The following is a 12052-nucleotide window of genomic DNA, read 5'->3' as shown; positions in this document are numbered from 1 at the left end:
GATTAATGAGGGAAACTCATTAATACAATAAATTTCATCTATTTCACTCAACAGGGCAGGATGACGGGGTGAATCTGTCTTGCTGTAGCAGCCGAAAGGGCTTAGCCAAAATCATGTTGCAGCAAGATCTCAATAAACTCGGCTGAGATATTGGAAAGCTCAAAGTCTTTTTTATAGACAATCCCAATCGCTTGCGGCAATTTGCCGTCCTCAATCTCAATCAAGACGTTATGTTCCTTGTCGATAAAATTTTGAAAATGACGGGGGATGGCACTGACGCCCATATCTAATGCCACAAAGCTGGAGAGGGAACTGATTTGATGACATTCAACTTTTAAATCTAATGTCAGATGGTTTTTAAGACAGTTTTCTTCAATCAGGTGTCGAACGATCGAGGGATGTTGCAAGGTCACAAAGGGATTGGCACACAGTTGTTTCCAACTGATCGAATCCGCGCTTGCCAAAGGATGTGTTTTTGGTAAGAGCGCAAGGAAATCTTCCTCAAATAAGGATTTAAATTCCAGTTGATCATTGCGTGGTGGTTCAAAGCAGATGCCAATTTCAAATATACCATCCTGAACATTTTCCAGTACTTTTTCATTGGGAATGTCATGAATGGAAAAGCTGATATTGGGATGTTTGGCTAAAAAGCTATGAATCACTTGTGGCAAAATCGCATGGGTGACAAAGGGCATCGAAGCAATATTCAATGTGCCACGATTGAGTTTAAAACGTTGTTTGACGTCTTTTTCCATATCTTCCCAATTGGCCAGTAATTTCTTGGCATAGGGAATCAATGACTTTCCTTCCTGTGTCAATTCAACCCGACGGGTATTGCGCTTAAACAGCTTGCCACCCAGTTCTTCTTCCAGTGATTTGATACTTAGACTTAAAGCAGATTGACTGAGATGCAATTCAGCAGAGGCATTTGCATAATTCAGGGTACGGGTCAAAGCCAGAAATGCTTTGAGTTGCTTTAAAGTCATGGTGGGCGACCTATACGGAAAGTTTTTGATTTATATGCTGTAATTTATAAAAAAAACAGCACATTGTGACTGGCATTTTTGTTAATTCGCTGATGAGAGGCAAGCCGTTTATTTTTTTGAAATACGATATGAGATTATTGATTTATTTTATCTCAATATCGAAAAATAGATTATTAAAATAATAAGCTAAATATACTTTGATGAGATTAATGAGTATTTTTGAATAGTTAATTTGTTTTATTAATCAATTAAATTATTTGGGTGTTATTTTTATATCTGTATGATTTTTATGATTAATTTAAATGGTGTATTTTGTTTTAATCGTCTTGTTTTTTATGATTTTAATGCTATTTTAAAATACGTTTTAGCATGCGTCTTTGCTTTAGATTCTGTACCGCAGTTCGCAGTATTTTAATTTTGTTTATGGTTAGGATAACCACCACATAGTATAAAAAAAATAATTTGGTTGACCCTGACATATATTCTTTGGAATGGAGTAAAAGAATATGTGGGACTTATTTGTCATTCTGCTGTCTTTAGGCTTGCTGATGTACACGGCCTATCGCGGTTTTTCCGTAATTTTGATGGCACCGTTATGTGCATTGCTGGCGGTTTTTCTGATTAATCCCGCCAATGTATTGCCGTTTTATTCGGGCGTTTTTATGCCGAAAATGGTTAATTTCATTAAAGACTATTTTCTGGTGTTCTTGCTGGGGGCGATCTTTGGCAAAGTGGTGGAAATGTCGGGTATTGCTGAGTCGATTGCCCGTACCATTGTCAATTTGATTGGCGCAAAAAAAGCCATTTTAACCGTAGTTTTACTGGGTGCCATTCTGACCTATAGCGGTGTTAGCTTATTTGTGGCGGTATTTGCGATTTATCCATTTGCCAATCAGTTGTTCCAACAGGCCAATATTCCAAAACGTTTGATTCCTGGCACCATTGCCTTAGGCGCATTTACATTCACCATGGATGCCTTGCCGGGTACACCACAAATTCAGAACGTGATTCCGACCACCTTCTTTGGTACCAATATCTATGCAGCACCGTTTTTGGGTGTAATTGGGGCGATCTTCGTCTTAAGCATGGGTCTACTGTATCTGGAATCACGCCGTAAAGCTGCTGCTCGTGCAGGTGAAGGTTATGCTGGTTTTGCTGCTGAAGATGCAGCTACGCAAACGACTGCTGATGTAGAGCTATCTCAGCAAAACAACGGTTCAGTGCTGCGTCAATGTATGGCCTTTGTTCCGTTGATTCTGGTTGCGGTGATGAACCGTTATCTATCCACAGCCATCAAAGAATGGTATCCGAATGGCTTTGATTTTAATGCAATTGGTTTAGCCAACTACACTGTTGATGTGGCAAAAACAGGGGCGATTTGGGCAGTCGGTTTGGCCTTGATTGTTGGCATTATTGCGGCGATTTTATTTGATTATCAGCGCGTGGTAACTAACTTTAAAGAAGGTGTGAATGCCAGTATCAGTGGTTCATTATTGGCGGTGATGAATACTGCATCGGAGTATGGTTTTGGAGCGATTATTGCGGCCTTGCCAGGCTTTGCTTTGATTAGCCATGCATTGGGGACGACCTTTACCAATCCTTTGGTCAATGGTGCAGTGACCACGACAGTACTAGCAGGGATTACTGGGTCTGCATCGGGTGGGATGAGTATTGCTTTGAGTGCGATGGCAGAAACCTACAATGCAGCGATTTTAGCAGCGGGTATTCCCCCTGAAGTGATGCATCGCGTGGTGGCGATGGCATCGGGCGGTATGGACACGCTGCCGCATAATGGCGCAGTGATTACCTTGCTTGCGGTGACAGGTTTAACCCATAAACAATCCTATAAAGATATTTTCGCAGTGACGATTATTAAAACCTTGGCGGTATTTGTGGTGATTGCTGCATTTACATGGTTCGGTATTGTCTAAGGCAAATTTTAAATTCAGCTTGCCCGTTTTGACAGGTGAGCAATCAAAATGATTAAGAACAGGAGTAGCACAGTGACTCAACAACTCGAAGCCAAAGTGGCCTTTATTACTGGTTCGGCGAGCGGTATTGGTTTAGAAATTGCGAAAAAATTTGCTCAGGAAGGTGCCAAAGTGGTGATTTCTGATGTCAATGCAGAGAAATGCCAGCTAGCCGTGGAGCAGTTAAAACAGCAAGGTTTTGAAGCCTTGTCTGCACCTTGTGACGTAACTGATGAACAGGCTTATAAAGCGGCAATTGATTTGACCACACAAACCTTTGGTCGTCTGGATATCCTGATCAATAATGCGGGTTTTCAGCATGTTGCAGCGATTGAAGACTTCTCAACAGATATTTATCAGAAACTGGTTCAGGTGATGCTGACAGGTTCATTTATCGGGATTAAACATGTATTTTCGATTATGAAAGCGCAAAAATATGGTCGTATTATCAATATGTCTTCGATCAATGGATTGATTGGCTTTGCTGGTAAGGCGGGTTATAACAGTGCCAAGCATGGCGTGATCGGCTTGACCAAAGTGGCAGCTTTGGAATGTGCCCGTGACGGCATTACTGTGAATGCATTATGTCCAGGTTATGTGGATACGCCGTTGGTGCGTGGGCAAATTGCAGATTTGGCGAAAACCCGTAATGTGAGTCTGGAAAGTGCTTTGGAAGATGTAATTTTAGCGATGGTGCCACAAAAGCGTTTACTCAGTGTTGAAGAAATTGCCGACTATGCGATTTTCCTTGTCAGTAACAAAGGCGCAGGAATCACAGGACAGGCGGTGGTGATGGATGGTGGTTATACTGCACAGTAAGGACAACACTCCCTCTCACTTGAGGGGGAGGTAGCAAGATTTTTTGTCTATATTTATAATCTATTTATTTTCTTATCTTTGAAAAGTTTGAATATATTTTTCCACTGACTTGCTTTGAATATTGTGATAAGTATACCAATTGTTATGATCAATAATCCTGATATTGAAGTTAAGGATATCGTTTCTTTTAGTATTACTGCTGAAATTAGAGTGGATAGAATAGGAACTAAGGCTGCAAAAACAGATCCTGTAGTTGATCCAAGTAAAATTACAGATTTACTGTAAAAAAATAGTGCGATGATAGAAACGAAAAACCCTTGATAAATAATTTGAGGGATTAAAGTGGATAAAGGGTTGGAAAATATTTCTATTCCTTTGATGTATAAATAAAATGGTGTATATAAAATCATTGAAAAGAAGCATACCAGCGCAGTTGCATACATGGCTGAGTTAAAATAATACCGAGATGCAATCGTATAGGTTGCCCATAAAAATCCTCCAATAATAAAAAGAAAGTGTGAAAATATATATGAGCTATTAAATGTTGAATATACTGAAAATAGAACTCCAATCATGATGGTGATGACACCTAGACTTTCATTTTTATGAGATTTTATTTTTAATATCATTGTACTTAATAAAAGAGAGAATAAGATCATACAGGCTGGAGTCATAATTGAAAACTGTTCGACAGGTGCATATTTGAGTCCAAAGGAAATTATAAGCATATATGGAACACCTAAGCCAACAGTTATAATTAGAAGCCCTTTTATTGGGATTTTCATATTTTTATTCATGAGCAAGTAAGGAATGACTAATATTCCTGAAACAAAAAAACGTATAAAAGTAATCTCAAAGGGATCTAAGTTTGATTTTGAAACCCCAAATCTGGTCATGACTGGAAAAGCTGCCCATATTAAAGCTGCTAAGCTTCCGTAGATAATACCTAACCAAGAGTCATTTGTTTTTGTCATTTTTAACATCCTTGTTTATTTGATGTTTAACTTTTTCTTAAGTATTTATTTAATTCTTGGATGTCCATATTTGTTAACGGCGATGGTTGACGATTTAATTTGTTTATTTGAACGATTACGGTTTCTGCTGCTGCGCATTGTTTTTCAGCTTGATAAATAACTTGTTCAAAAATAATGGAGCTCGTACCTATTTTTTTTATAACAGTTTTCGTTTCAATGTAGCCTGGCCATAAAATTTCACTTATAAATTGTATGGTTAAGTTTGCTATTACAAATTCAGTTTCATTTGATTGATTTATTATTTTTTGGTTGTATAAAATCTCTACACGTCCTGTTTCTAGAAATGTTGAGAATAAAGCATTGTTAATATGGCCTTGTCTATCAGTATCTGAATATCTTAATTTATCCATTGTCACTAGGGGATAAGATTTTGATTTTATATTCATTGTATTGTCCTTAACCAAATTATAACCAAGGATAATTAATACTCTTGATTATATTTTTGAGTTGATATTAAAAATATGAAAAACTGATAAGAGTTGCTATTTGTTTTCATATACAATCATCCTCATAGCGGAATGTGTTAATTTTGGTTTTTCAATGTCATACAACACTCTTTTAGTTAATTGACAAATTGAAAAACTATTATTTTCTAATCTTTTAATTACGATAATTGTGAGTTATCTTTGACAGTCTTGTCAATTTTGACAGGGTTGTCAAGTATAAGGAGTGTAACTTGTCTGGAGTAAGGCAGTTTGATGAGGCATTTATCCTCCCATTAGTCTTGGATATCTTTTGGAGAAATGGCTGGCAAGCAACTTCATTAGTTGAGATTGCGAAGGAAACAGGTGTCCAACGAGGATCTTTGTATAATGCGTATGGAGGAAAAGATGAGCTTTTTCTTCAAGCATATGAAATTTATTGTAAAAATTTTTTAAATAATATTGATTTGGCAATGAAAGGAGATTCATTACAGGAGGTTTTAACCAATTTTTTTAGCGCAGCATTGGCTAATATGTCTAAGGGCACTCCTTCAAAAGGATGTCTGACCACTAAAATGTTAGTAGATATAAATCTAACAAGTGAACGTATACAGCAGCGCTTAAGAGATTTCATGAATGAACTTCGATTGGCATTAGAGGTTAAATTATCTGACCCAAAATGGAAGGATTCATTGATTTTAGAAGTTGGTCAAACAGCAGATGTTTTAATCACATATACGAGGGGTATTGCTGTGATGGAAAGAGCTTATAAAGATCCCACTTTCCTTCAGAATACATGTGATGCTTTTGTTCAAATTTTAGTAAAAAAATAAATATTCTTGGTTAGAATGAATCAGCCTTTAATTCTAATATGACTTGATATGAACAATAAATTCGCCAACTTTTGCCTGTTATCTTTGTGTTTAATTCAAATAAACCAAGCTCAAGCAACGTCATTCAAGACCTATCAATCTGAGCCCTTGCATTGTGGTGAAGCGACTTTTCAAGTGATTTCATCCTGTTTTGATCCCGATGAAGGCGCATTGAGAGGAAGTGGAGGCGTTATGCGTGAATCTTGTCAATCGAGTCATTTGCTGGTGAACTGGAAAGGCCAGCAAAAGCGGATTGATTTTCCAATTGCAACCGCAGCACAAACGCAGCAATTAAAAAGTAAAGGCTATACGTTGCAAAAAGTGATTCGCCAAGGTGATTGGTCACCGCAAAGTTTGGCCTGTGGTCAGGTCAAAGGCATTGCGGGATATTTTGTTGTGGTCAATCAAGCAACTACCAATGATTTGAATCAAGAATACTTGGGCAAAGGCTCTCTGAGTGAAGAGCCAGTGTTACTGAATTTGAATGGCACTATGACCAGTGATGCAGTTAGACAAAAAATCTATCCCTTGCTGAAACAAGATAAAGTTAAAATCACCAAAGTGGTTTCAGCCAATACCTTATTTGGCGATGAGTAAAGCTTAGTTAAGCGATTTGTTTGTCCAAACACGATATTGAAAGTGTTTGCTGCCTTTGTCGGCTAATTATTGCTACACTTTTTTTATTTTTAGGCGGAAGCATTATGTCCTTTGATCTCAAAGTCAGTTTAAAGCAAAGGGCTGAACCTTCTTCACAGCAGAAAAAGCTGAATCGCCTAATTGATCAAATAGAACAGCAAAAAATCAGCCTTGCCACATGGCAGAATGCGCAAGCCGAGATTCAAAAACATACACGGCAAAAGCTGATGCCTGTGTATAGCGAGCTGCATGAAATCTTGTTTCAGCAGCTAGATCAGCTTTGGACGCTGTTACAACAGCATGAGTTTTCCAAAACTGATATGCAGCAACTGGATGAAAAAATTGCCCAGCTTGCCCAAATGTTAAAGCGTTCCAAGATGTTGAAGGATGAACAGTTAACGTTGGTCAAGCAGATTGATACTTTTTATCAGCAACATGCCCAGCAATCGGTTAAAAAGAATAAAAAACTACAGTCAGCCAAGTTTGAACAGCATCAAAGTTATGAGCAAAGTACAGAATTAGAACAAGATGATTTTGAGCAGTATGCGGCCGAGCAGCAACAGGCAAGGGAACAGGCCAAGCAACTCAGACAACAGCAGAAAAGAGAACAAGCTGAGCAGATGGCAGCGCAATCGCTGAAAACGGTGTATTTAAAAATTGCCGCGATGATTCATCCTGACCGTGAGCAAGACGAGTCCAAAAAGGAAGAAAAAACCGAGTTATTCCAGCAGGCGAGTCAGGCCTATGAACAGCAGGATTTGTTTTATTTACTCAAACTTCAATTACAGCTTGAACAGAATAGAGGTGTTGGGGCTAAAGAGTTATCAGCGGAGCAAGTGAAGTTTTATAAACTGGCTTTGGATGCACAGAGTCAGCAGCTTGAAAGCCAAATTGATGAGATTTTGGATTCTTTTCAGTTGGCGAACAAAGTCAAAGCAGAGCATTTGCATATTAGTGATGTGTATAAAGCCATAGATGCGGATTGTGTTGAGTTAAAGCAGCAGTTGAAGTGGGAAAAAGAGCGTTTAAAACATATGAAAAGGGTGAGTGGAGTGGAAATGTTGTTGGGTCATGGGGTGCTTTGATTTTCCCTCACCCCAACCCTCTCCCTGAGGGAGAGGGAGTAGCAATGGATTTTATAGTGGTATGTAATTAGATGATATTCCCTCTCCTTTTAGGAGAGGGCTAGGGAGAGGTGATAACATAAAATGAAACTAGACCCACAATTATTAGAATTCGCTAAAGCCATGCGCAGTAATGCGACAGATGCAGAACACCTGATGTGGCAACTACTTCGTGCTAAACGTTTTATGAATCTTAAATTTCGCAGACAGCATGTGATTGCACCCTATATTGTAGATTTTTACTGCCATGAGTTGTGTTTGGTCGTTGAACTGGATGGTAGTCAGCATGGGACTGAGGATGGGCGGGCTTATGATGCTGAACGAACCAAGTTTTTAGAGGCTTTGGATTTAAAAGTAGAACGGTATTGGAATCATGAGATTTTAAAAAATACTGAGAGAGTTTTGGATGATTTATGGAATAAATGTTGTGCACTTTCTAATAAGACCTCTCCCAAAAGGAGAGGGAAAATTGATATATCGAATCTGTGTTAGAAAATTTGCTACTTTCAGCGTGAATAGAATCAAGCAACATAGTAATATTAGAGTTATTTGGATTTTAAAGAATGGACAATAATCCAGTAATTTTTTTAAATATTAATAATGAAGAAAAACTTTATTCTTTTAATTTTGAAAATAAAGAATTAGAGAGATCAAATATCTCTAGAACCAAGCGTGCAGCGAATGGATATGGTTTTTTTATTGAAGTAGATAAACAGAAAAAATTAGTAGCAATTTTGGGTTGCGAAGAGTTTATTTTTTTTCTATTCGATAGAAAGTTGTATCGTTTAGATGATGAGCGCTTAACAGTAATTCAACAAGATGGGTTTCTAAGAAATACTTTTCAACTGTTTGTTGGTAAGGAAAAAGAAATTGATATCCGTTATAAGCAAATATGGGATATTGATAATGACATCTTCTTGGATGTAAAAGATTGGTTGGACATAAAACCTAGAGAGATGAGGCTTTTTAAGTTGAGTGAATATGCATGTTTTCTTAAAGAAACAGATATACAAAAAAGAACCGATATTAAAGGATATTAGGAGTCCTATATTTAAATTCTTATAGAACTTTCTTTGTCATCTACATGAATAGGCTCTTGGACAATTTTTAGATCCCTTAGCAATTTATTTATTAATTTTATGCATTCAAAAAAACCCCTCAATTGAGGGGTTTTTTATTTAAATTACCGCTTAAAGCGCAGCAATCTGCTCCATACTTTGCTTAATCTTCGCTAGCTGATCAGCAAACTCAGCCAATTTCACTTTTTCACCTTCAACAACCGCTGCTGGTGCTTTCGCTACGAAACCTTCGTTTGAAAGTTTATTGGCAATTTGATCATGTTGCTTTTGAACTTTATCCAAGTCCTTCTGCAAACGACCCAACTCAGCTTTAGGATCAATCAAGCCTTTCATTGGTACAAATACCGAAGCATGGCTGACAACGCTAGAACAAGACAACGGTGGTTCTTGCTCATTGCTTAAGAACTCGATGCTTTCAACTTTAGCGAGTGCTTTGAACAAGGCTTCAATACGGATGATTTGCTCACGCTCAGCATCAGAAATGTTCTTGAGTAATACAGGCAATAAACGCGCATTACCTAAGCCCATTTCACCACGAATATTACGTACTGCACCAATCAGGCCTTGTAACCACTGCATATCTGCTTCAGCTTGATCATTCACTTTTGCTTGATCAGGAACAGGGTATTGCGCAGTCATAATCGTTGCACCGCCTTTGCCTAACATCGGCGCAAGCGTTTGCCAGATTTCTTCAGTCAAATACGGCATCAACGGATGTGCCAAACGTAAAGACGCTTCCATCACCGCAAGTAATACACGGCGAACTTCAGCTTTACGCTCTTCAGAGACATTGGCATCGTTCAAAACGGGTTTAGTTAACTCAACATACCAGTCACAGTATTCATTCCAGATAAAGTCATAGATCGCTTGTGCAGCAAGGTCTAAACGATAGGTCGCGAATGCTTGATGTACCGCAGCTTCTGCTTTTTGCAGACGGCTCATGATCCATTTTTCTGGAAGTTCCCACAGCTCAGGACGCGCTTCTTGAGCAACCGTTTGACCTTCAACATTCATCAATACGAAACGGGTTGCGTTCCAGATCTTGTTGGCAAAGTTACGGTAACCTTCAACACGTTTCATATCGAACTTAATGTCACGACCTGTATTGGCAAGCGCACAGAACGTGAAACGAACCGCGTCAGTACCATAAGCTTGAATGCCTTCTGGGAATTCTTTACGGGTTGATTTCTCAATCTTCGCCGCTTGTTTCGGGTTCATCAGACCCGTCGTACGTTTTTGTACTAAAGTCTCAAGGTCAACACCGTCAATCAGGTCTAATGGGTCAAGCACGTTGCCCTTAGACTTCGACATCTTTTGACCTTCGCCATCACGAACCAGACCGTGTACATAAACCGTTTTAAACGGGACTTGTGGCGTACCATCTTCATTCTTCATGAAGTGCATCGTAAACATAATCATACGAGCAACCCAGAAGAAGATGATGTCAAAACCCGTTACCAATACATCAGTTGGGTGGAACGTATTAAGGAAATAGTTTTCCGCATCTTTCTTGGCATCGCCCGTCCAACCTAAGGTTGAGAACGTCCAAAGTGCAGAAGAGAACCATGTATCCAGTACATCTTCATCTTGGTTTAAAGCAATATCAGCAGGGATGTTGTTTTTAGCACGAACTTCCGCTTCGTCACGACCGACATAGATGTTGCCTTCAGCATCGTACCACGCTGGAATACGGTGACCCCACCAAAGCTGACGCGAGATACACCAATCTTGGATGTTGTTCATCCACGCCATGTACATGTTGCTGTACTGTTCAGGAACAAACTTGATACGGCCATCTTGAACCGCTTCAATTGCAGGTTGTGCCAATGGTGCAATTTTTACATACCATTGATCTGTCAATAATGGCTCAACGATCACACCTGAACGGTCACCACGAGGTGGTTTCAGCGTATAAGGTTGGATTTGATCTAACCAGCCTTCAGCTTCGGCTTGTTCAACCAGTTTTTTACGTGCTGCAAAACGCTCTAAACCGATATAGTCTGCAGGAGCAGGAATGGTTTTAGAAATTTGCTCGCCAGCTTTGGCGATGTATTCAAACTCAGCCAATACTTCTGCATTTTTATTGAAGATATTGATGATTGGCAATTCACAACGCTTACCGACTTCATAGTCGTTAAAGTCGTGTGCAGGGGTGATTTTCACACAGCCTGTACCAAATTCTTTATCGACATATTCATCTTTAACGATTGGAACAGCACGACCTGTAATTGGCAGGATAATGTTCTGACCTACAAGGTGCGTATAGCGTTCATCATCCAGTGCCACAGCAACCGCAGTATCACCTAACAAGGTTTCAGGACGAGTGGTAGCAACCACAATGTGGTCTTTACCATCATGGGTACGTAGGTTTTTATCTTCAAAGAAATATTTGAAGTGCCACAATGAACCTGCTTCTTCTTTATCTGATTCAACTTCTAAATCTGACAGCGCAGTTTGTAGTTTCGGGTCCCAGTTGACGAGTCGTTTACCACGGTAGATCAAGCCATCTTCATGCAGTTTAACGAACACTTCTTTGACTGCATTGGATAAACCTTCATCCATAGTGAAGCGTTCGCGCGACCAGTCGACAGAAGAACCTAGGCGACGGATCTGACGGGTGATGGTATCGCCCGATTGCTCTTTCCATTCCCAAATTTTTTCGATGAATTTTTCACGACCTAAGTCATGACGGCTGACGCCTTGCGCACCCAATTGACGCTCGACCACCATCTGCGTTGCAATCCCTGCATGGTCAGTCCCGGGTTGCCATAAGGTGTTTTTACCCATCATACGGTTGTAACGCGTCAGTGCATCCATGATGGCATTGTTAAAGCCATGTCCCATGTGCAAGCTACCCGTGACGTTCGGTGGCGGAATCATGATACAGAATGATTCACCTTGACCTGAGGGTTTGAAATAACCTTGTTGTTCCCAGATTTGATACCATTTCTTTTCGATCTCAGTTGGATCGTAAGTGGTTGCAATATTTTGAGCAGATTGAGCGTCAGTCATAGTACAGAAGATTAAAATTGAATAAAAAATTAGATCTATTGTAGCAAAAAATCCTCGCTTCTGTAGGCATTTCAGCCTGACCTGATGTGAATGATAAA

General features: G+C 39.3%; 11 protein-coding genes. 7 read left to right on the top strand and 4 right to left on the bottom strand.

Annotated elements, in window-relative coordinates:
- Positions 1-101 precede the first annotated feature (101 nt).
- On the bottom strand, positions 102-986 hold the full coding sequence (locus V6E90_RS13635; protein WP_332605636.1) for a LysR family transcriptional regulator: 885 nt from the start codon (positions 984-986) through the stop codon (positions 102-104).
- 506 nt (positions 987-1492) lie between these two features.
- On the opposite strand from V6E90_RS13635, the gene V6E90_RS13630 reads away from it, so the two are divergent.
- Both V6E90_RS13630 and V6E90_RS13625 read left to right on the top strand, forming a co-directional pair.
- On the top strand, positions 1493-2917 hold the full coding sequence (locus tag V6E90_RS13630; RefSeq protein ID WP_005269564.1) for a GntP family permease: 1425 nt from the start codon (positions 1493-1495) through the stop codon (positions 2915-2917).
- 72 nt (positions 2918-2989) lie between these two features.
- Positions 2990-3775 (top strand): 3-hydroxybutyrate dehydrogenase, encoded by a 786-nt coding sequence (locus V6E90_RS13625; protein WP_332605635.1) that lies wholly within the window; start codon positions 2990-2992, stop codon positions 3773-3775.
- A gap of 53 nt (positions 3776-3828) precedes the next feature.
- On the opposite strand, the gene V6E90_RS13620 is transcribed toward V6E90_RS13625, so the two are convergent.
- Positions 3829-4749 (bottom strand): DMT family transporter, encoded by a 921-nt coding sequence (locus tag V6E90_RS13620; RefSeq protein ID WP_332605634.1) that lies wholly within the window; start codon positions 4747-4749, stop codon positions 3829-3831.
- A 26-nt stretch (positions 4750-4775) separates the two neighbouring features.
- Positions 4776-5195, bottom strand: a complete 420-nt coding sequence (locus V6E90_RS13615; protein ID WP_332605633.1) for an acyl-CoA thioesterase — start codon at positions 5193-5195, stop codon at positions 4776-4778.
- Between the two features lie 290 nt (positions 5196-5485).
- Between V6E90_RS13615 and V6E90_RS13610 the strand changes: the two genes are divergently transcribed.
- The 5 genes from V6E90_RS13610 (at position 5486) to V6E90_RS13590 (ending at position 8903) form a co-directional block, all read left to right on the top strand.
- Positions 5486-6064, top strand: coding sequence for a TetR/AcrR family transcriptional regulator (locus tag V6E90_RS13610; protein ID WP_332605631.1), 579 nt, complete (start codon positions 5486-5488; stop codon positions 6062-6064).
- Between the two features lie 48 nt (positions 6065-6112).
- Positions 6113-6700, top strand: coding sequence for a hypothetical protein (locus tag V6E90_RS13605; protein WP_332605630.1), 588 nt, complete (start codon positions 6113-6115; stop codon positions 6698-6700).
- 104 nt (positions 6701-6804) lie between these two features.
- Complete coding sequence (locus tag V6E90_RS13600) at positions 6805-7824, top strand: molecular chaperone DnaJ (protein ID WP_332605629.1); 1020 nt, start codon at positions 6805-6807, stop codon at positions 7822-7824.
- 123 nt (positions 7825-7947) lie between these two features.
- Positions 7948-8355: an endonuclease domain-containing protein gene (locus tag V6E90_RS13595; RefSeq protein ID WP_332605628.1), complete on the top strand. Its 408-nt coding sequence runs from the start codon at positions 7948-7950 to the stop codon at positions 8353-8355.
- A 71-nt stretch (positions 8356-8426) separates the two neighbouring features.
- The gene (locus V6E90_RS13590; protein ID WP_065343740.1) at positions 8427-8903 is read left to right on the top strand and encodes a hypothetical protein; all 477 of its coding nucleotides are present in this window, start codon (positions 8427-8429) and stop codon (positions 8901-8903) included.
- Positions 8904-9053: 150 nt separating this feature from the next.
- On the opposite strand, the gene V6E90_RS13585 is transcribed toward V6E90_RS13590, so the two are convergent.
- Positions 9054-11954, bottom strand: coding sequence for a valine--tRNA ligase (locus tag V6E90_RS13585; protein WP_332605627.1), 2901 nt, complete (start codon positions 11952-11954; stop codon positions 9054-9056).
- Positions 11955-12052 lie beyond the last annotated feature (98 nt).

The sequence above is a fragment of the Acinetobacter sp. ESBL14 genome (genome assembly GCF_036668815.1).
GTDB lineage: Bacteria > Pseudomonadota > Gammaproteobacteria > Pseudomonadales > Moraxellaceae > Acinetobacter > Acinetobacter gyllenbergii.
Note: the sequence above shows the minus strand (reverse complement) of the source record. Positions and strands in the feature narration are given on the sequence as shown.

Excerpts from the sequence above, each read along its gene's own strand:
- V6E90_RS13635 (WP_332605636.1), bottom strand. The coding sequence starts at position 986 with ATGACTTTAAAGCAACTCAAAGCATTTCTGGCTTTGACCCGTACCCTG.
- V6E90_RS13630 (WP_005269564.1), top strand. The coding sequence starts at position 1,493 with ATGTGGGACTTATTTGTCATTCTGCTGTCTTTAGGCTTGCTGATGTAC.
- V6E90_RS13620 (WP_332605634.1), bottom strand. The coding sequence starts at position 4,749 with ATGACAAAAACAAATGACTCTTGGTTAGGTATTATCTACGGAAGCTTA.
- V6E90_RS13615 (WP_332605633.1), bottom strand. The coding sequence starts at position 5,195 with ATGAATATAAAATCAAAATCTTATCCCCTAGTGACAATGGATAAATTA.
- V6E90_RS13605 (WP_332605630.1), top strand. The coding sequence starts at position 6,113 with ATGAACAATAAATTCGCCAACTTTTGCCTGTTATCTTTGTGTTTAATT.
- V6E90_RS13600 (WP_332605629.1), top strand. The coding sequence starts at position 6,805 with ATGTCCTTTGATCTCAAAGTCAGTTTAAAGCAAAGGGCTGAACCTTCT.
- V6E90_RS13595 (WP_332605628.1), top strand. The coding sequence starts at position 7,948 with ATGAAACTAGACCCACAATTATTAGAATTCGCTAAAGCCATGCGCAGT.
- V6E90_RS13590 (WP_065343740.1), top strand. The coding sequence starts at position 8,427 with ATGGACAATAATCCAGTAATTTTTTTAAATATTAATAATGAAGAAAAA.
- V6E90_RS13585 (WP_332605627.1), bottom strand. The coding sequence starts at position 11,954 with ATGACTGACGCTCAATCTGCTCAAAATATTGCAACCACTTACGATCCA.